This is a genomic window from Ramlibacter agri (genome assembly GCF_012927085.1).
GTDB lineage: Bacteria > Pseudomonadota > Gammaproteobacteria > Burkholderiales > Burkholderiaceae_C > Ramlibacter > Ramlibacter agri.
In genome coordinates, this window is the sequence record NZ_JABBFX010000001.1 from 1,212,940 (window position 1) to 1,231,811 (window position 18,872).

Sequence of the window (18,872 nt, forward strand, 5' to 3'; positions counted from 1 at the left end):
GCTTTCGCGCTAAGGCCTGGAGCGCGGTTACACCCTTGGTGTTCGCATTCGGCAACGTTACACATTCCGAAGCGAGGCCGTGGCGAGGTCGCTACGCGCAGGCCAGTGCCCACAAGCCTTGCGGCGCAGTGTTGCCCGCTACCGCCGCCGCGGGCCGGCCGAAGGCCTGCAAGGCGTGGGCGTAGCGCGCGCACAGCGCCGGATCGCCGATCAGGGCCAGCGGCTCGTCGGCATCCGTTGCAGGCAATGCGGCGGCGAGTTCGTGTCCGACCAGAAGCCCCGACAGGTAGTCGGCACTGTGCTCGGCCTGCAACTGGCCGAGCAGGACGCGCGCGCGCGTCGAGAACAGGTCGCCAGACAAGCCGCGGCCTGCGGCCATGCGCGCGCGTGTCAGTCCCTCATCGAAGGCCTCGGCGTGGAAGGTCGTCGATGAAGCCATCAAGCGTCCCAGCACCGAGTGCTGCTTCAAGACCGCGAACAGCTCGCCGGTCATGAAGGTGCGGAAGGACAGGATGCGGCCATCGCGCACCTCGACCCACTTGGAGTGCGTGCCGGGCAGGACGATCCGGCAGCGCGCTGCCAGCGACAGCTGCGTCGCCAGCAGGCCGGCCACCTGGATCTCCTCGCCGCGCATCACGTCGGCGCCATCCTGGCCCGAACGCCAGCAGACGCCCGGCACGATGCGAACGCGCAGGCCTTCCGAGCCATCGGCTCTAACGGCACCGCGACTCAGCTCCTGCAAAGCCACCGGGCACTCCGCATAGGGCGCCTCGCGCCAGCCATGCTGGCTGCCGACCATTCCGCAGGCCCAAACCGGCAGGTCCGGCTGCAGCCATTCACCGGCCACGCGACGCAGCGCCTGCTCGAAGGCCTCCGCGCCACCGGTGATGCGCGAAGCGCCGTCCTCGCTGGCGCGCTCCGCGAGCACGGCGCCCGCGCCATCCATCAGGAAAGCGCGCAGCGACGTGCTGCCCCAATCGAGCGCCAGCAGCGCGGGCTTGCCTACCATTCGGCGACGCTTCCGTCCGCGTGGCGCCACACGGGGTTGCGCCAATCGGGTGCATTGCGGCTGGCCGCGACGACGCGCTCCTCGTCGATCTCCACGCCCAGGCCGGGCTTCTCGCTGGCGGCGACGAAACCGTCCTTCACGCGGAAGTCTTCCGGGTTGCTCACGTAGTCCAGCAGTTCCGCGCCCTGGTTGTAGTGGATGCCCATGCTCTGTTCCTGGAACACCGCGTTGTGCGAGACCAGGTCCACCTGCAGGCAGGCGGCCAGCGCCACCGGGCCCAGCGGGCAGTGCGGCGCCAGGGCCACGTCGTACGCCTCCGCCATCGCGGCGATGCGCACGCACTCGGTGATACCGCCCGCATGCGAGACGTCGGGCTGCAGGATGGAAATGCCACCGGCTTCGAACACGCGCTTGAACTCGGGGCGCGAGAACATGCGCTCGCCGGCCGCCAGCGGGATCGCGGTGTGTTCCGCCAGCTTCGCGTACTGTTCGCAGTGCTCCGCCAGCACGGGCTCTTCGACGAACAGCGGCCGCAGCGGCTCCAGTTCGCGCAGCAGCACTTTCGCCATCGGCAATGAGACGCGGCCATGGAAGTCGATGCCGAAGTCCACCGTGTTGCCGAAGGTGCTGCGGATCAGTGCGAACTTCTCCAACGCGCGGTCGACCGCGGCGTGGCTTTCGACCCGCGCGAATTCCTCGGTGCCGTTCATCTTGACGGTGTCGAAGCCCATCGCGCGGGCGCGGTGGATCCCTTCCACGATTTCGCCGGGGCGATCGCCGCCGACCCAGCAATAGGTCTTCATGCGATCGCGCAGGCGGCCGCCCAGCAGCGCGTAGACGGGCCGGTTCATCGACTTGCCGAGGATGTCCCACAGGGCCTGGTCGATGCCCGCGATGGCGCTCATGAGGATGGGGCCGCCGCGGTAGAAGCCGCCGCGGTACATCACCTGCCACAGGTCGTTGATGCTGCGCGGGTCCTGGCCCACCAGGTACTCGGACAGTTCGTGCACCGCCGCTTCGACGGTGCGGGCGCGGCCTTCGATGACGGGTTCGCCCCAGCCGGTGATGCCCTCGTCGGTCTCGATCTTCAGGAACATCCAGCGCGGGGGCACGCGGAAAGTGGTGAGGCGGGTGATCTTCATGGTGTCTGTCGTTGGGGACGCGCGGCCCGGAAGGCGGCGACGAAATCGCGCGCGCGAGCGCCGGTGTCTTGGGCGGATTGGCCGGGGCGGTACAGGTCGCTGCCCAGGCCGGCGCCGGCGCAGCCGGCCGCCAGGAAATCGCCGAGGTTGGCGGGCGTGACGCCGCCCACGGCCAGCAAGGGCAGGGCGGGCGGCAGCACCGCGCGCAAGGCCTTCACGTAGGCCGGGCCCAGGTTGCCGGCGGGGAACAGCTTGACGGCGTGGGCGCCGGCCTTGCGGGCGGCGAATACTTCGCTGGCCGTCATGGCGCCGGGCAGCACGAACAGGCCGCGCGCCGCGGCGTCGGCGATCAAGGCCGTGTCGGTGTGCGGTGAGATGGCCATGCGGCCGCCGGCCTGCAGCAAGGCGGCGAGGTGCGCCGCATCGAGCACGGTGCCGGCGCCGACCACGGCGCGCTGGCCGGCCACTTGCACGATGGTGCGCACGCTGTCGGCCCAGTTCGGCGAATTGGTCGGCACCTCGATGCAATCGAAGCCGGCATCGAGCAGCGCGTGCGCGTGTGCAGCGGCTTCGCGGGCTTCGATGCCGCGCAGGATGGCCACCAGCGGCAGGGCGGTGGGCCAGGAGTCGGGGGCGAAAGTGTTCATGGCAGCCTCAGTGCAGCGCCTGCTCCTGCGCATCGAAGAAGTGCAGCGCGCCGGCGTCTACCGCCAAGGGTAGCGTGCCTTCGAGCCGGTCTTCCGCGCCGGGGGCCAGCACCACCAATTCTCCCAGGGCCGAACGCAGGTAGCAGAAAGCGCGGTCGCCGAGATGCTCGACGGCCTGCGTCTCGCAATCGGCCAGCGCGAAGCCCACTTCGCCCGCGCTGGGGCTGCCGAGGCGCACCTGCTCGGGCCGGAAGCCCAGCGTGGCGACCGGCGCGGTGAAGCGGCGCGGCACGAACACCGACAGTTCGCCGATCTTCAGGCGCGTGCCTTCGCCGGCCGGCTCGCTGGCGTCCACCTTGAACAGGTTGATGCGCGGCGTGCCGATGAACCCGGCGACGAACAGGTTGGCGGGACGGCGATACAGCTCCAGCGGCGCGCCGACCTGCTCGATGCGGCCCTTGCGCAGCACGACGATCTGGTCCGCCAGCGTCATCGCTTCGGTCTGGTCGTGCGTGACGTACACCGCGGTCGAACCCAGCGCGCGCTGCGTGCGCGCGATCTCCAGGCGCAGGCGCACGCGCAACTCGAGGTCCAGGTTGGACAGTGGCTCGTCGTACAGGAACACCTCGGGCCGACGGATCATCGCGCGGCCCATGGCCACGCGCTGGCGCTGGCCGCCGGAGAGCTGGCGCGGGTAGCGATCGAGCAGCGGCGTCAGTTCCAGCACCTTCGCGATCTCGGTGACGCGCTGCTCCTGTTCGGCGGCCGGCACCTTGGCCATGCGCAGCGGGAAGGCCAGGTTGTGGCGCACCGTCTTGTGCGGGTACAGCGCGTAGTTCTGGAACACCAGCGCGCAGCCGCGGTCGGCCGGCGGCACGTCGTTGACGACGCGGCCGCCGACGCGCACCTCGCCTTCGGTGGGCGTCTCGAGGCCCGCGATCATGCGCAGCAAGGTGGACTTGCCGCAGCCCGACGGGCCCAGGAGCACGGTGAACTTGCCGTGCGGCATGGTGAGGTCGAGGTTGGGGATGACCTCGACGTCGCCGAAGCGCTTGGCGATGGAGTGGAGCTGGATGTCGGCCATGGGTCTCGGTGGAATCAGCTGGCCTTCAGGCCGCGCTGGATGTTGGATTCGGTGGCGCCCAGCAGCCGCTCCATGGCGTTGCGGGCTTCGGCGGGCTTGCGGGCCCAGATCGCGTCCAGCACCTCGCGGTGCATGGGCAGGCTCTTGCGCGGCGCGCCGGGCTGGCGCGACGACAGTTCGAACGACGACTGCAGCGCCGACTCGATGGTCGCGCCCAGTGAGATGAGGAAGGGGTTGCCGGTGGCCAGCAGGATCGCGCGGTGGAACTCCAGGTCGGGCCCGGCGTAAGCCACCGCGTCCATGCCGGCGGCGTCCATCGCGCGGTAGGCGCGCTCGATCGTCGCGATGTCGGTGTCCGAGGCGGAAGCCGCCGCGATCTCGCAGGCGGCCGGTTCGACGATGCGCCGCAGCTGGATCAGGTGCAGCGCCGTGCTTCCGCGATCGCCGTCGGCCCAGCACCAGCGCAGCACGTCTTCGTCCAGCATGTTCCATTGCACGCGCGGCAGCACGCGCGTGCCGGTCTTGGGCCGCGACACCAGCATGCCCTTGGCCTTCAGCTGGCCCAGCGCTTCGCGCACCGAGGTGCGCGCCACCGCCAGCGACTCGGCCAGTTCCAGCTCGGTGGGAATGACTTCGCCTTCGGCCCAGTCGCCGCGCACGACGCTGCGCGCGATGACGTCCGCGACCGAATCGCCGCCGCGGCGGCCGCCCTGCGATGACGGGGGAGGAGGCACTGGGGTCGTTCCTTATTAGTCAGACAATATATGCAAAGAGGAAGAGAGTCTAAGTGGAGTCCCACTTAAGATTGTTACGGGTAATTCCCAATAAGTCACTCTAATTGTCTGACATATCCTCGCTCGCCTTCCCCTCGAACATCAACCAAGAGGTCACATCCATGCGCTCCGTCGCTCCTACCCGCCGCCAGCTCCTGCAGGCCGCTGGCGCCACCGCCGCCCTGGCCGGCGCCGGCCTGGCCTTCCCCGCCATCGCCCAGAGCATGAAGTTCGCCGGCGTGAAGCTGCGCGGCGCCACCTACCAGCACGGCTTCTTCAACCACCTGAAGAAGTACATCCCCGAATTCGAGCAGGCCACCGGCATGACGGTGGACCTGCAGGTCTCGGCCTTCCCCATCTACAACCAGCAGGCCGACCTGGAGCTGTCCAGCGGCGGCAGCTCCTGGGACTTCTGCAACGTCACTTTCATCTTCGCGGCCCGCTGGGTGGCCGCCGGCCTGCTGCAGGATCTGGACACCTTCGCGCACGACGCCAAGTACACGCCCGCCAGCTGGAAGCCGGACGACTTCGTCAAGGGCGCGCAGCTGCCCTACGTGGGCGCCAACGGCCGCACCTACGGCTACTCGTGGGAAGGCGGCGCCATGCTCATGGGCATCAGCCGCATGGACCTGATGAAGAAATACGGCCAGAAGGTGCCGACCACCTTCGACGAACTGGGCAAGGTGGCCGAAGCCATCCACGGCAAGGAAGACGTCACCGGCTTCGTCAGCTCCAACCTGCACCACTGGTTCCTGCCCCCGTACATGCAAGGCTTCGGCGGCGACGTGTTCGTGAACCCGCCGTCCAACATCACGCCTGCGCTGGACACGCCGGCCGCCATCGAGGCGACCGACTTCTACAGCCGCCTGCTCGCCAAGTACAGCCCGCAAGGCGTGCTGGGCTACACCGAAGACCAGGCGCGCGCCGCGCTGATCGGCGGCCGCTCCAACATCTTCATCCACTCCAGTTCCTGGGTGACGGCCATGCTGACCGCGCCCGAGAGCAAGGTGAAGGACACGGCGCTGGTCACGCGCATGCCGGCCGGCCCCAAGGGCGACTTCCCGGCTTCCAACAGCCAGGGCCTGGGCATTCCCAAGAACGCCAAGAACAAGGAAGCGGCCTGGGAGTTCATCAAGTGGGCGCTCAGCCCCGAGATCAGCGCCCGCATCGTCAAGGACACCGGCCACTCGTCGATCTGCCGCCGCTCCATCATCGAGAGCGCCGACTACAAGAAGATCAACACCATCAACGGCCAGGACCTCGGCAAGCTGTACCTGGACGTGCTGGACCAGCCCGCGAAGACGCGCAACTACATGGCCTACCGCACGGTCAAGGAGTTCCCGCTGGTGGGCGACGCCATCAACAAGGGCGTGGAGCGCGTGGTGTCGGGCCAGATGAAGGCGGCCGATTCCATGAAGGCGGCGCAGGAAGCCGCGCTGGACGCGCTGCGCCGCGCCGGCGCGGTGCCCGGCGGCGAAGGTGGCCCGGCGGGCCGCCATCGCCCGGCCGGCTCCAAGGTGTAAAGCGAGAGCAAGGAAGACAGACGCATGCCTGCTGCCCACGCCCTTTCCTACGAGGGCCAGCGCCGCCGCTTCACGCGCTGGGCCATTTCGCCCAGCGTCATCCTGCTGCTGCTGGTGGCCGGATTGCCCACGGTGTTCCTGCTGGTCACGAGCCTCACGCCCGGCACCCTGGTGCAGGCCGGCTCGCTGACCGACTTCAGCGAGCCCCTGGGCAACTACCGCTACCTCATGGAAGACAAGCGCTTCCACGAGTCGCTGCTGGTGCAGGCGCGCCTGTCGGTCTACACGGTGATCCTGCAGGTGATCCTGGGCACCGGCATGGCGATGCTGGTGCACGCCGGGCAGGAGCGCTGGAAGTCGCTGCGCCACCTGTTCGTGATCCCGATGGTGCTGCCGCCCATCGTGGTGGCCGTCATCTGGAAGCTGGTGTACACGCCGGACATCAGCCCCATCTTCCACACCGCCAAGGCGCTGGGCTTCATGCTGCCGGCGTTCACGTCGAACGCGGACTTCGCGCTGGCGTCCATCGTCGTCGCCGACACCTGGGAGTGGGCGCCCTTCACCTTCCTGATGGTGCTGGCGTCGCTGCAGACGCTGCCGGGCGAATACGTCGAAGCCGCCCGCATGGACGGCGCCAACGGCCCGCGGATCTTCCAGCACATCGTGCTGCCCTACATCGCGCCGGTGCTGGTGGTGTGCACGCTGTTCCGCGTCATCGACAGCATCAAGGCCTTCCCGCTGATCTTCCTGCTGACGGGCGGTGGCCCGGGCTCGGTCACGGAAGTCACCAACTACTACGCCTACCTGCTGGCCTTCAACTACGGCGAGCTGGGCTATTCGAGCGCGGTCACCGTGGTGCTGCTCGCCTTTACCGTCGTCATCAGCTGGCTCGCCATGCGGCTGAACGGCAAACTGCAGAACCAGGAATGAAGCGTCCTTTCCATTACACGGCGTGGGCCGTGCCGCTGCTGCTGCTCGTGATGCTGCTGCCCTTCCTGTGGCTGCTGCAGATGTCCTTCAAGCCCACGGACATGATCCTGGAGTTCCCGCCGCGCATGGTGTTCATGCCGACGCTGGAACACTACCGCGGGCTGTGGAACGGCGAGTTCCCTGCGTCCTTCGTCAACAGCCTGGTGACGAGCACCGTGTCGACGGCGTTGGCGCTGCTGCTCGGGGTGCCGGCGGCCTATGCGCTTTCGCGCTGGAGCGGCCGCGGCCGCTTCGGCCTGGGCCTGTCCATCCTGCTGACGCGGATGGCGCCCCCGATCGCGTTCACCATCCCCTTCTTCCTGGCCTACCGCTACCTGGGCCTGCTGGACACGCGCACCGGGCTGATCATCATCTACATGACCTTCAACCTGCCGCTCGTCATCTGGATGATGCAGCCCTTCTTCGACGCCGTGCCGGCTTCGCTGGAAGAAGCAGCGTTGATGGACGGCGCGGGCTTCCCGACGGTGTTCCTGGAGATCGTCATGCCGATGGCGACCGCGGGCATTGCCGCCACCGCCATCCTGTGCTTCCTGTACGCCTGGAACGACTTCTTCTTCGCGCTGATCCTCACCCGCACCGACGCGCGCACCGCGCCGGTGGCGGTGGTGAACTTCATGAACTACGAAGGCTGGGAGTGGGGCAAGATCGCCGCCGGCGGCTCGCTGGTGATGGCGCCGGTGCTGGTGTTCTCGCTGATGGTGCGCCGCTACCTGGTGAGCGGCCTGACCGCCGGCGCGGTGAAGGGCTGAAGTGAGGACGTCCGAACTCACCGGCGCGACGCGGATCATCCCGGTCCTGGCCTGGCCCATAGTCCATGTGAAGGCGCCGCGCGTCTACAACCCCGCTTTCGATGCGGCCGGTCTCGACTGGTGCCAGGTGCCGATGGGCGTGCATCCCGACGACCTGCCCGCCACCTTGGCGCAGCTGGCGAAGGTGGAGAACCTCGTTGGCCTGAACATCACGATCCCGCACAAGGCTTCTGCGTTTGCGCTGTGCAGCCGGGTCGGCCCCGAGGCGCTGCGCACCGGCGTGGCCAACACGCTGCGGCGCGAGGCCGATGGCACCTGGTCCGGCGAGAGCTTCGACGGCGCGGGCTTCGTCGAAGCTGCGCGCCACCACGGCATGCTGCGGCCGCAGCAGCCGGCGCTGATCGTCGGCACCGGCGGTGCCGGCACCGCGATTGCCTTCGCGCTCGCCGCCGCGGGCGTCAAGGACCTGATCCTCGTCAACCGCGAACCGGCGCGCGCCGAGAAGCTGGCGCGCGAGTTGCGTGAAGCGGATCCGCAGGTGCGCGTGCGCATCGGCATCGCGCATGCGCGCGAAGCCGGCCTTGCCGTCAATGCCACTTCGCTGGGCTTGCACGCAAGCGACGCGCTGCCTTTCGACCCCGCGCTGCTGCAGCCCGGCACCGCCGTCTTCGACATCATCGCCGCCCGCGATACCGAGCTGATGGCCGCGTCGCAAGCCCTAGCCCTGCCCACCCTGGGCGGCCGCCCCATGATCGAGCACCAGGTCGCGGCCCAGGTCGCGTTCTGGCGCGGCGAACCCCATCCCCTTCAGAGCCAGCCGTGAAGCGCAAGCACATCTTCCTCATCATCACCGACCAGCAGCGCTTCGACACCATCGCCGCGCTCGGCTTCGGCCACATGCACACGCCCAACATGGACCGGCTGGTCCGCGAGGGCACGAGCTTCGACAACTGCTTCGTCACCGCGCCCAGCTGCGTGCCCTCGCGCGCGAGCCTGTTCAACGGCTACTGGCCGCACACCACCGGCGTGCTGCGCAACGGCCTGCACTGGCAGCGCACCTGGGTCGGCTCGCTGGCGGAACAGGGCTACCACTGCGTGAACATCGGCAAGATGCACACGATCCCCTACGACGCCAAGGCCGGCTTCCACGAGCGCTTCGTCTGCGAGAACAAGGACCGCTACTACGAAGGCCGCTGGTTCGCCGACGAATGGGACAAGGCGCTGGCCGCGCGCAAGCAGGTGAAGCCTTCGCGCGAGCGCTATCGCGACCTGCCGGACTACAAGGAGCGCCTGGGCGCCTACGAATGGCCGCTGCCGCCGGAGTCGCACGCCGACTTCTTCGTCGGCGACATGGCCAGCTGGTGGCTGGAGACGCGGCCGAAGCCCGAGAAGCTGTTCATGCAGGTCGGCTTCCTCGGCCCGCATCCACCCTACGACCCGGTGGCGAGCTACGCCAAGCCCTACCTGGACAACCCGGACCTGCCGGTGCCGGAGCCGCGGCCGTCAGACCTGGACGACCTGCCGTCCTTCCTGAAGCACAAGCGCGCGCACGACAGCAAGGTGGACCACGACGCGGTGCTGTGGTCCATGGAGCCGACGCGCGAGCAGCTGCGGCGCCTGCGCGCCTACTACCTGGCCAACGTCACGATGATCGACGAGGCGCTGGGCAAGATGCTGAAGGTGATGGAGCAGAAGGGCTACCTCGACGAGTCGCTGGTGATCTTCTGCGCCGACCACGGCGAGGCGCTGGGCGAGCACGGCCTGTCGCAGAAGTGGTCGATGTACGACGTGGTGACGCGCGTGCCGGCGATCTTCTGGGCGCCGGGAGAAGTGAAGCAGGACCAGCGCCTGGACGGCCTGTGCCAGCTGTTCGACATCGGCGCCACCATCCTCGACTGGGCCGGCGCGCCGCAGCCGCCGGCCGCGCAGGCGCAAAGCCTGATGCCGGCGCTGCGCGGTGAAGCGTGGAGTGGGCGCGACGCGGTGTTCTCCGAACAGGCAGGCGACGTGGCGCTGACCGGGGCCAGCCTGTTCACGATGGTGCGCGAGAAGCGCTACAAGCTGATGCACATCACCGGCAGCACCGAGGGCCAGCTGTTCGACCTGGACGCGGACCCGAAGGAGATGCACAACCTGTGGCACGACGCGGCGCTGCAGGCCGAGAAGGCGCGGCTGCTGCAGGTGCTGCTGGAGTGGCGCATGGAGAGTTCAGTGCAGACGATGACGCTGATGTCCGAAGCACGGTAGGAGCACGGTCATGGACGCGCGGCCCAACATCCTCTTCATCATGGCCGACGACCACGCGTCCAAGGCCATCAGCTGCTACGGCCACGGCATCAACGCCACGCCGCACATCGACCGCATCGCGGCCGGCGGCGTGCGGCTGGACCACTGCTACGTCACCAACTCCATCTGCACGCCCAGCCGCGCGAGCATCCTCACCGGCACGTACAACCACGTGAACGCCGTGATGACGCTGGACGACAGCCTCAACAACCGGCTGCCCAACGTCGCCAAGCACCTGCGCTCGCACGGCTACCAGACGGCCATCTTCGGCAAGTGGCACCTGGGCGAAGGCGCGGCGCACGAGCCGACCGGCTTCGACGAATGGGCCGTCGTGCCCGGCCAGGGCGAGTACCACGACCCCGTGTTCCACCATCCGAAGGGCGCGCGCCGGCACGAGGGCTACGCCACCGAGATCATCACGGACATGAGCCTGGACTGGCTGGAGCGGCGCGACACCGAGCGGCCCTTCTTCCTGATGTGCCACCACAAGGCGCCGCACCGTTCCTGGGAATACCACCCGAAGTACGAGCACCTGCACGCCGAAGACATCGAGCTGCCGCCCACGTTCAACGACGACTACCGCAATCGCGCGGCGGGCGCGGCGGCGGCGAAGATGCGCATCGCCGACGACATGACCTACCTGGACCTGGGGCTGGTGCAACCCGAGGGCGGGCACGAGGTCGGCGAGCCCTACCAGGATTCACGCAAGCTGCCGCCGTTCGCGCGCGCGCTGCGCCTGATCGACCGGCGCACGGGCGAGGGCTACAGCTTCGAGGACGAACGCGCCTACAACCACTTCAAGTTCCAGCGCTACATGAAGCGCTACCTGCGCACCATCGCGTCCATCGACGAGAGCGTGGGGCGGATGCTGGACTACCTGGACGCGCAGGGGCTCGCCGAGAACACGCTGGTCATCTACACCTCGGACCAGGGCTTCTTCCTGGGCGAGCATGGCTGGTTCGACAAGCGCTACATGTACGAGGAGTCGTTCCAGATGCCTTTCGTGGCGCGGCATCCGCGCTCGATTCCCGCGGGCAGCATCTGCACCGACATGGCGTCGAACGTGGATTTCGCGCCGACCTTCCTGGACCTGGCGGGAGTGCCGGTCCCCAGCTACATGCAGGGCAATAGCCTTCTTCCCATTCTGCGCGGTCAGTCACCTGCCGGCTGGCAGCAATACGCCTACCACCGCTACTGGATGCACCGCGACGTGTTCCACAACACGTATGCGCACTACGGCATCCGCTCGCACCGCTACAAGCTGATCTACTGGTACAACCAGGACTACGGCTTGCCCGGCACGCGCCCCGGCGGCGAGCCGCCGGCGTGGGAGCTGTTCGACTGCGAGAAGGATCCGCTGGAGCTGATGAACGTCCATGCGGATCCGGCGTATGCGGACGTCGTGAAGGAGATGACGCAGGCGCTGGAGGCGAAGATGCGCGAGATCGGGGACGACCCGGCGCATTGAAGTCTTTCAGGCGGACCGCGCGCGCCCCTGGCCTTCCAACGCGGGCAGTTCGCGGCGTACCAGCCTGGCGAACAGGCTGGCGATCGATGACATCGGCAGCCGCCGGCTCAAGAGGACCACATCGCGCTTGAGGACCGGCTCGCGCAGCGCCAGCACGCGGATCGATTCGTCCTTGCGCTCGGCCACTGCGGCGCGCGGCAGGATCGCCACGCCCCGGCCCCCGGCCACGAGCGAGACGGCCGTCGCCAGGTGCTCCACCTGGTAGGCCCAGGACAGCTGCAGCGACTGGCCGCGGACCAGGTCTTCGATCAGCGCGCGGTTCGCGCTCTGGTTGCCGATGCTGATCAAGGCCTCCTTGCCAAGCTGGGCCCAGGTCACGAACTTGCGCTTTGCCAGCCGGTGGCCCGCGGGACATGCAACGACCATCGGTTCGGAGAACAGCTTCTCGGCGACCAGCTTGGCGTGCGGCTGCCCGGCGACGGTGATGGCGAAATCGACTTCGCCATTGAGGACGGCTTCGCGGATCTCCGTGGCCGAGCGGTCGAAGATCTGCACCCGGACTTGCGGATAAGCTTCGGCAAAGTCCCGCAACAGCGGCGAGAGCAGCAGGGCAGCCACGGTGGGCAGGCAACCGATGCGCACGGTGCCGGTGGGATTGCCGCCCGGCGAGCGCAGGCTGTCCAGCGATGCGGCGAGATCGTGGACGACGGCGCGGGCGCGCGGAAGAAACTCCGCGCCTTCCTGCGACAGGGACACCGCGCGCGTCGTGCGCAGCAGGAGCCGCACGCCCAGGTCGTCTTCCAGCTTCTTCAGCCGCCGGCCCAGCGCCGACTCGGACAGGTGCAGGTGGCTGGCCGCGCGCCGGAAGGTCCCCAGTTCGGCGATGGCGACGAACGCCTGGACACCCAGGATGTCGAGGCGGGAAGACATGCGTCGATTATTGCATTCGGCGCCTCTATGGCTGGCGATCTTTGCGCTTCTCCCGCAGGCCGGAGGCCGGAACAATGCGGGGATGACAGAGAACCATCTCCAAGGGCCGCTTGCCGATTGGCTGGGGCGGACGCAAAGCGCCGAGGACGTCGTCGCACTCAATTCGGCGAGGCGCATGGCGGCGCTGCTGGACCAGGACGCCACCCGCATCAAGGTGGGCGACGAACTGCCCGGCCACTGGTACCAGGCGCTCTTCACGCCCTTCGATCCGCAATCGAAGCTGGCGGCCGACGGCCACCCGGAGAAGGGCGAGTTCCTGCCGCCCGTGCCGCTGCCGCGCCGCATGTTCGCCGGCCGGCGCGTGCGCTTCGTGGCACCGCTGCGCATCGGTGACGTGGTGACGCGAACGAGCAGCATCCAGGGCATCATGCCGAAGATCGGGCGCAGCGGCGAGATCTGCTTCGTGACGGTGCAGCACGCGATCCGCGGCGCGGACGGCCGGCTGCTGGTGGAGGAAGAGCACGACATCGTCTATCGCTCGGCGCCGTCGGCGACGCCCTCCGCTTCCAGGCCGGAAGGGGCCGGCGTTGCTTCACCGCAGGCGGCATTCGAGGAAAGCTTCCGGCCCGATGAAACTATGCTGTTCCGCTACTCGGCGATCACCTTCAACGCGCATCGCATCCACTACGACAGTCCGTACACGACCGGGGTCGAGAACCATCCCGCCCTGGTGGTCAACGGCGGGATCACCACGATCAAGCTGTGGGACATGGTGATCCGCCACACCGGCCGTCGAATCGCCGCCTCGCAATCCCGCAACCTCAAGCCCGCGTTCGCCAACCGGCGGGTCACCTTGCGGGCATCGGCCGTGTCGGGTGACACGCTGGCCGCGTGGGCGGTCGATGAAGAGGGATCGGAGCTGCTGCGCATGGAACTCACGCTGGGCGCGTCCGCCGGGAGCGCCCCATGAGCGGCGGACCGCTGGAGGGCGTGCGCGTCCTGGACCTGACCTCGGTCGTCGTCGGGCCGGTGGCGACGCAGTTCCTGGCCGACTACGGCGCCGACGTCATCAAGGTCGAACCGCCCGAGGGCGACCTGCTGCGGAAGCTGGGTGGCAAGTCGCCTTCCGGCGAGATGTCCGCGAAGTTCCTGCACGTGAACCGCAACAAGCGGTCTATCGTGCTGGACCTGAAGCGCGATGACGCGCGTGAAGTGTTGAAGCGCCTGTGCGCCGAGGCCGACGTGGTGGTCGTCAACATGCGCGGCGCCGCGCTGGAGCGCGCAGGCCTCAGTGCAGAGGCGCTGCGCAAAGGCCATCCGCGCTTGATCCACTGCTGGCTCGCAGGCTTCGGGCAAGGCGGACGCTACGCCGACAAGCCGGCCTACGACACCATCATCCAGGGATCGTCCGGCGTCTCGGCGGCTTTGCAGCGGCTGCACGGAACACCGTCCTACTCGCCGTTCCTGATGGCGGACCACACCGTCGGCCTGATCGCCGTGCAGATGATCCTCCTCGCGCTGTACCGGCGCGAGAAGACCGGTCTCGGCGACGCGATCCAGGTGCCGATGTTCGAGAACATGGCGGCCTTCATGCTCACCGAGCACATGTCGCTGCAGACTTTCGAGCCGCCGCTGGGCCCCACCGGCGACCCTCGCATCCTCGACCCGCAGAACCGCCCCGTGCCCACGAAGGACGGCTATATCTGCATCTCGGCGAACACCGATGCGCAGACCTTCGCCTTCTTCGACGCGATCGGCAGGCCCGAGCTGCGCACCGACCCGCGCTTCAATTCCGTGGCAGCGCGCTTCGCCAATGTGCAGGAGTACTTCGACTTCCGCTACAACGCGCTGCGCGAGCGCACCACGAACGAGTGGATAGCGATCTTCGACCAGCACAGCGTGCCGGCCATGCCCTTCCACACCTTCGAAAGCCTGATGGAGGATCCGCATCTCGAGGACGTCGAACTGCTGCAACGCGTGCAGCATCCGAGCGAAGGCCCGATCTGGAACATCGGCCTGCCGAACCGGCTGGAATCCGGTGCGCGCAGCGACTACCTGCCGCCGCCGGTGAAAGGCCAGCATACCAACGAAGTACTCGCGGAACTGGGCATGCCTGTTGCAGAAATCGACACGCTCACCGGGCAGCTGCGCCGGTAAAATTCGATTCATTCCAACTTTGAAAACCATCCGGGACAACGCAATGCAACACCAGATCAACCGCCGCCACGCGCTCAAGATGGTGGCCGCGACCGCCGCTGCCTTCCCGGCCTTCGCGATGGCCGACGGCTATCCCGACAAGCCGATCCGCCTGGTCGTGCCCTTCACGCCCGGCGGTTCCACGGACATCCTGGGCCGCACGATTGGCCAGCAGCTGACGAACGCCTGGCACCAGCCTGTCGTCATCGACAACGTGCCCGGCGCCGGCGGTTCCATCGGCGCCGACAAGGTTGCCAAGGCGCCGGCGGATGGCTACACGCTGCTGATGGGCCACATCGGCACGCTGACGGTGACGCCCTCGCTGTACCCGAAGCTGCCTTACGACCCCGTCAAGGCTTTCGCGCCGGTGGCGTGGATCGCGCGCGTGCCTAACGTGCTGGTCGTGCATCCCTCCGTGCCGGCGAAGACGGTGAAGGAACTGGTGGCCTACGTGAAGGCGAACCCGGGCAAGGTGAACTACGGCTCGGGAGGCAACGGCAGCGCCGCCCACATCGCCACGGAATACTTCGACCTGGTGACCGGCGCCAAGATGCAGCACGTGCCGTACAAGGGCACGGCGCCGGCGGTCATCGACCTCGTCGCGGGCCAGATCCAGCTGATGTTCACCGGCGTGCCGGCGGTGCTGAGCCAGGTGCAGGCCGGCCAGCTGCGCGCGATCGCGGTGTCTTCGCCCCATCGCGTGAAGGCGATGCCCGACCTGCCGACGGTGGCCGAGAGCGGCTACCCCGGCTTCGAGGCCGACCAGTGGTACGGCGTGGTGGCGCCCGCGGCCACGCCGAAGGACGTCATCGCCAAGCTGAACCAGCAGATCAACAAGTCGCTGTCGTCCGCCGAGATCCGCGAGCGGCTGGCCAGCGAAGGCGCCGAAGCCACGCCCAACACGCCGGAGGTGTTCGGCAAATTGATCGACAGCGAAATGGTGCGCTGGCGCGAAGTGATCCAGAAGGGCGGCGTGAAGGTAGGCTGAGCCCACCGCACCCTAAGGGGTGCTGGCGCGCGCTGCCAGCACCTCGAGCAGCACTTCCAGCGGATGCCGCATCCGCTGCCCGCGCAGGCGGTCGACCTGGCTGCGGCAGGAATAGCCGGTCGCCAGCAGCTCGCCGCCCTCCTTCTTCCCGTCCACCACGGGCCCCCACGATTGTTCGAAGATCACGCGCGAGGTGTGCTGGTTGCGCGTCTCGTGGCCGTAGGTCCCTGCCATGCCGCAGCAGCCGCTGGCCTGGGCCTGCAACTGCAGCCCGGCCTGCGTGAAGACCTGCTGCCATTGCCCGGTGCTGGCGGGAACGGTCGTCTTCTCCGTGCAGTGCGCCATGAGGCGGTAGCTTGCTTGGCGGGATGCAATCGGCGAAGCGGGGAGTGCCTGCGCCAGCCACTCCTGCGGCAGCAGCACGGGCGGGCAATCCTTGGCGCCTTCCAGCTTGCGGTACTCCTGCCGGTAGACGAGCGTCATCGCGGGATCCAGGCCCACCAGCGGCACGCCATGTGCCGCCAACTGCGCCAGGCCCTGCGCATTGCGTGCCGCCACCCGGCTGAACGGAGCCAGGAAGCCCTGCACCTGCAGCGGCTTGCCATTCGGACGGAAGGGAGCGAGGAAGACGCGATAGCCCAGGCGCGCGGCGAGCTCGATGAAGGCCGCTGCCAGCGGCGTCTCGAAGTAGCGCGTGAAGGCGTCCTGCACCAGGATCACGCTGCGGCTGCGCTCTTGCTCGCTCAGCGCGGCAAGCGCTTCGGGCGTCGCCACCGTCGCATTCCACTGCTTCATCGTGCGTGAAATGGCAAAGCGACTGAGCTGCGGGCTGTCGACCATGCCCCCATGCTTCTCCAGCCACCTGCGCACCGGCCTTGCGGAGAACATCGCGTTGTACACGCCAGGCCAGCGCGCGAGATGCGGGATGGTGAACTCGAGCGAGCCGACCAGGTAGTCCTTCAGCGGCCGCAGGTAGCGCTGGTGGTACAGCTGCAGGAAGCGCGCACGGAAGTCGGGCACGCTGACCTTCACCGGGCACTGGCCTGCGCAGGACTTGCAGGAGAGGCAGCCCGCCATCGCGTCGTACACCTCGTGCGAGAAGTCCTCGCGGCCGGTACGCTGCGCGCGGCTGTTGCGCCAGCGCTCGGGCAGGCTGCGCAGGAAGGAGCGTGCGCTGCGCTGCGCTTCCAGCACGTCGATGCCGGCGGCGCCCTGCAGGCGCAGCCACTCGCGCAGCAGCGATGCGCGGCCCTTGGGCGAATGAATCCGCTGGCGCGTGGCCTTCCACGAAGGGCACATCGCATCGTCGGGATCGAAGTTGTAGCAGGCGCCGTTGCCGTTGCAGTGCATCGCGGAACCGAAGCTTTGCCAGACGCGCTCGTCGATCTGCCGGTCGGCCTCGCCGCGCAGCGGCACCTCGTCGATCTTCAGCAGCGCGGCGCCGCTGCCTTCGGGCGTCGCGATCTTGCCGGGGTTCAGCTGGTTGTGCGGATCGAAGGCCGCCTTCAGGCGCTGCAGCGAGGGGTAGAGCGGGCCGAAGAAATGCGGCACGTACTCGGAGCGCACGCCCTTGCCGTGCTCGCCCCACAGCAGGCCGCCGTACTTGCGCGTGAGTTCGGCGACGCCGTCGGACACCGGGCGCAGCAGCTTCGCCTGCTCGGGATCCTTCATGTCCAGCAGTGGCCGCACGTGCAGCACGCCCGCGTCGACGTGGCCGAACATGCCGTACTGCAGCTGGTGCGAATCGAGCAGCGCGCGGAATTCGGCGATGTAGTCCGCCAGCTTCTCGGGCGGCACCGCGGTGTCTTCGACGAAGGGTTGGGGCCGCGCTTCGCCTTCGACGTTGCCCAGCAGGCCCACCGAGCGCTTGCGCATGCCATAGACCCGCTCCACGGCCGCATGGCCGCTGGCGATGGTGTGGCCCAGGCGCTCGACGCTGCGGTCGGCGCGCAGGTGTTCAACGAAGCTTGCGACACGTGAGGCCACATCGGCTTCGTCGTCGCCGCTGAACTCCACCAGGTTGATGCCCAGCGTGGGGCGACCGGGATCCTGCGGGAAGCATTCGGCGACGCCGTTCCAGACGATGTCGCGCATGGCCAGCAGCAGCACCTTGGAGTCGACCGTTTCGATCGACAGCGGGCGGTGCGCCATCAGCGCCTGCGCATCGCGCAGTGCGTCCATGAAACCGGCATAGCGCACGTTGACCAGCGCCGAATACTTCGGAATCGGCAACACGTTCAATGTCGCTTCGACCAGGAAGCCCAGCGAGCCTTCGGAGCCGCACAGCACGCTGTTCAGGTTGAACAGGCCGTCCGGCTCGCGCAGGTGGGCGAGGTCGTAGCCGGTGAGGCAGCGGTTCAGCGGCGGAAAGCGTTCGGCGATCAGCGCCGCCTGCTCGCGCGAGATCGCCTCGGCCGCGCGGTAGGCGTCACCGACTCGCCCTGCACGCGCGCAGAGTTGCGACAGTTCCGCATCGCCCACCGGAGCGCCGTGCAGCGCCTCGCCTCCCAGCAGCACGTAGTCCAGCGCGAGCACGTGGTCGCGCGTCTTGCCATAGGTGCAGCTGCCTTGCCCGCTGGCATCCGTGCTGACCATGCCGCCTAGGGTCGCGCGGTTGGAGGTGGAGAGCTCGGGCGCGAAGAACAGGCCATGGGGCTTCAAGGCCGCGTTGAGCTGGTCCTTCACGACGCCGGCCTGCACGCGCACGCGGCGCCGCACGGGGTCGATCTCCAGGATGCGGTTCATGTGGCGCGACAGGTCGACCACAATGCCGTCGGTGAGCGACTGGCCGTTGGTGCCCGTGCCGCCGCCGCGCGGGGCCAGCGCCACACGGCGCCATTCGGGCTGTGCGGCGAGGCGCGCGAGGCACGCCACGTCCGCGGTGTCGCACGGGTACACGGCGGCCTGCGGCAGCCGCTGGTACACCGAGTTGTCGGTCGCGAGGACCGTGCGCTCGGCGTAGCCGGTACCGATCTCACCCCGGAAGCCGGAGGCCCCGAGTGCATCGAGAAAGCCGCGGTAGGTGGCGGCAATGCTCGTGGGCGGCGCGATGCGGGCGATGGTGGCGGACTTCTCCCGCATCGTTGC

The 18,872-nt window shown here is 68.2% G+C and carries 16 protein-coding genes; 9 read left to right on the forward strand and 7 right to left on the reverse strand.

From position 1 onward, the window contains the following. Nucleotides 1–91: 91 nt before the first annotated feature. The 5 genes from HHL11_RS05850 to HHL11_RS05870 are packed head-to-tail and all read right to left on the reverse strand — an operon-like array spanning nt 92 to nt 4,616. A complete protein-coding gene (locus HHL11_RS05850) occupies nt 92–1,009 on the reverse strand; it encodes a 2-dehydro-3-deoxygalactonokinase (protein ID WP_169417484.1) in 918 nt (305 codons plus the stop codon). Continuing rightward, the gene (gene dgoD / locus HHL11_RS05855; RefSeq protein WP_169417485.1) at nt 1,003–2,151 is read right to left on the reverse strand and encodes a galactonate dehydratase; all 1,149 of its coding nucleotides are present in this window, start codon (nt 2,149–2,151) and stop codon (nt 1,003–1,005) included. Before dgoD ends, HHL11_RS05850 begins: the two co-directional genes overlap by 7 nt. Beyond that, nucleotides 2,148–2,798, reverse strand: a complete 651-nt coding sequence (locus HHL11_RS05860) for a 2-dehydro-3-deoxy-6-phosphogalactonate aldolase (protein WP_169417486.1) — start codon at nt 2,796–2,798, stop codon at nt 2,148–2,150. The genes dgoD and HHL11_RS05860 overlap by 4 nt, the downstream gene beginning before the upstream one ends. 7 nt (nt 2,799–2,805) lie before the next feature. After that, the gene (locus HHL11_RS05865; RefSeq protein WP_169417487.1) at nt 2,806–3,882 is read right to left on the reverse strand and encodes an ABC transporter ATP-binding protein; all 1,077 of its coding nucleotides are present in this window, start codon (nt 3,880–3,882) and stop codon (nt 2,806–2,808) included. A gap of 14 nt (nt 3,883–3,896) precedes the next feature. Continuing rightward, complete coding sequence (locus HHL11_RS05870; RefSeq protein ID WP_169417488.1) at nt 3,897–4,616, reverse strand: FCD domain-containing protein; 720 nt, start codon at nt 4,614–4,616, stop codon at nt 3,897–3,899. A 161-nt stretch (nt 4,617–4,777) separates the two neighbouring features. On the opposite strand from HHL11_RS05870, the gene HHL11_RS05875 reads away from it, so the two are divergent. Genes HHL11_RS05875 through HHL11_RS05900 form a run of 6 tightly spaced genes read left to right on the forward strand, consistent with a single transcriptional unit; the run spans nt 4,778 to nt 11,671 of the window. Continuing rightward, a complete protein-coding gene (locus HHL11_RS05875) occupies nt 4,778–6,178 on the forward strand; it encodes an ABC transporter substrate-binding protein (protein ID WP_169417489.1) in 1,401 nt (466 codons plus the stop codon). A 24-nt stretch (nt 6,179–6,202) separates the two neighbouring features. Beyond that, the gene (locus HHL11_RS05880; RefSeq protein WP_169417490.1) at nt 6,203–7,108 is read left to right on the forward strand and encodes a carbohydrate ABC transporter permease; all 906 of its coding nucleotides are present in this window, start codon (nt 6,203–6,205) and stop codon (nt 7,106–7,108) included. Further along, nucleotides 7,105–7,917 (forward strand): carbohydrate ABC transporter permease, encoded by an 813-nt coding sequence (locus tag HHL11_RS05885; protein WP_169417491.1) that lies wholly within the window; start codon nt 7,105–7,107, stop codon nt 7,915–7,917. Before HHL11_RS05880 ends, HHL11_RS05885 begins: the two co-directional genes overlap by 4 nt. Before the next feature lies 1 nt (nt 7,918). Next, nucleotides 7,919–8,740: a shikimate dehydrogenase gene (locus HHL11_RS05890; protein WP_169417492.1), complete on the forward strand. Its 822-nt coding sequence runs from the start codon at nt 7,919–7,921 to the stop codon at nt 8,738–8,740. Further along, a complete protein-coding gene (locus HHL11_RS05895; protein ID WP_342593182.1) occupies nt 8,737–10,164 on the forward strand; it encodes a sulfatase family protein in 1,428 nt (475 codons plus the stop codon). Before HHL11_RS05890 ends, HHL11_RS05895 begins: the two co-directional genes overlap by 4 nt. Before the next feature lie 10 nt (nt 10,165–10,174). Further along, nucleotides 10,175–11,671, forward strand: a complete 1,497-nt coding sequence (locus HHL11_RS05900) for a sulfatase family protein (protein WP_169417493.1) — start codon at nt 10,175–10,177, stop codon at nt 11,669–11,671. Nucleotides 11,672–11,677: 6 nt separating this feature from the next. Here HHL11_RS05900 and HHL11_RS05905 read toward each other — a convergent pair whose 3' ends face one another. Beyond that, the gene (locus tag HHL11_RS05905; RefSeq protein WP_169417494.1) at nt 11,678–12,601 is read right to left on the reverse strand and encodes a LysR family transcriptional regulator; all 924 of its coding nucleotides are present in this window, start codon (nt 12,599–12,601) and stop codon (nt 11,678–11,680) included. An 82-nt stretch (nt 12,602–12,683) separates the two neighbouring features. On the opposite strand from HHL11_RS05905, the gene HHL11_RS05910 reads away from it, so the two are divergent. The 3 genes from HHL11_RS05910 to HHL11_RS05920 are packed head-to-tail and all read left to right on the forward strand — an operon-like array spanning nt 12,684 to nt 15,785. Continuing rightward, nucleotides 12,684–13,571 carry an HTD2 family dehydratase gene (locus HHL11_RS05910; RefSeq protein WP_169417495.1) on the forward strand — a complete coding sequence of 296 codons (888 nt, stop codon included), beginning with the start codon at nt 12,684–12,686 and terminating at the stop codon, nt 13,569–13,571. Then, entirely contained in the window at nt 13,568–14,758 is a 1,191-nt protein-coding gene (locus HHL11_RS05915; protein ID WP_169417496.1) for a CaiB/BaiF CoA transferase family protein, read from the forward strand. The genes HHL11_RS05910 and HHL11_RS05915 overlap by 4 nt, the downstream gene beginning before the upstream one ends. A 43-nt stretch (nt 14,759–14,801) precedes the next feature. Continuing rightward, entirely contained in the window at nt 14,802–15,785 is a 984-nt protein-coding gene (locus HHL11_RS05920; protein WP_169417497.1) for a Bug family tripartite tricarboxylate transporter substrate binding protein, read from the forward strand. Nucleotides 15,786–15,797: 12 nt separating this feature from the next. Here HHL11_RS05920 and ydiJ read toward each other — a convergent pair whose 3' ends face one another. Then, nucleotides 15,798–18,866 carry a D-2-hydroxyglutarate dehydrogenase YdiJ gene (gene ydiJ, locus HHL11_RS05925; protein WP_169417498.1) on the reverse strand — a complete coding sequence of 1,023 codons (3,069 nt, stop codon included), beginning with the start codon at nt 18,864–18,866 and terminating at the stop codon, nt 15,798–15,800. Nucleotides 18,867–18,872 lie beyond the last annotated feature (6 nt).

Coding starts and splice junctions, on each gene's coding strand:
- HHL11_RS05850 (WP_169417484.1), bottom strand. CDS start 1,009: ATGGTAGGCAAGCCCGCGCTGCTGGCGCTCGATTGGGGCAGCACGTCG.
- dgoD (WP_169417485.1), bottom strand. CDS start 2,151: ATGAAGATCACCCGCCTCACCACTTTCCGCGTGCCCCCGCGCTGGATG.
- HHL11_RS05860 (WP_169417486.1), bottom strand. CDS start 2,798: ATGAACACTTTCGCCCCCGACTCCTGGCCCACCGCCCTGCCGCTGGTG.
- HHL11_RS05865 (WP_169417487.1), bottom strand. CDS start 3,882: ATGGCCGACATCCAGCTCCACTCCATCGCCAAGCGCTTCGGCGACGTC.
- HHL11_RS05875 (WP_169417489.1), top strand. CDS start 4,778: ATGCGCTCCGTCGCTCCTACCCGCCGCCAGCTCCTGCAGGCCGCTGGC.
- HHL11_RS05880 (WP_169417490.1), top strand. CDS start 6,203: ATGCCTGCTGCCCACGCCCTTTCCTACGAGGGCCAGCGCCGCCGCTTC.
- HHL11_RS05885 (WP_169417491.1), top strand. CDS start 7,105: ATGAAGCGTCCTTTCCATTACACGGCGTGGGCCGTGCCGCTGCTGCTG.
- HHL11_RS05900 (WP_169417493.1), top strand. CDS start 10,175: ATGGACGCGCGGCCCAACATCCTCTTCATCATGGCCGACGACCACGCG.
- HHL11_RS05905 (WP_169417494.1), bottom strand. CDS start 12,601: ATGTCTTCCCGCCTCGACATCCTGGGTGTCCAGGCGTTCGTCGCCATC.
- HHL11_RS05910 (WP_169417495.1), top strand. CDS start 12,684: ATGACAGAGAACCATCTCCAAGGGCCGCTTGCCGATTGGCTGGGGCGG.
- HHL11_RS05915 (WP_169417496.1), top strand. CDS start 13,568: ATGAGCGGCGGACCGCTGGAGGGCGTGCGCGTCCTGGACCTGACCTCG.
- HHL11_RS05920 (WP_169417497.1), top strand. CDS start 14,802: ATGCAACACCAGATCAACCGCCGCCACGCGCTCAAGATGGTGGCCGCG.
- ydiJ (WP_169417498.1), bottom strand. CDS start 18,866: ATGCGGGAGAAGTCCGCCACCATCGCCCGCATCGCGCCGCCCACGAGC.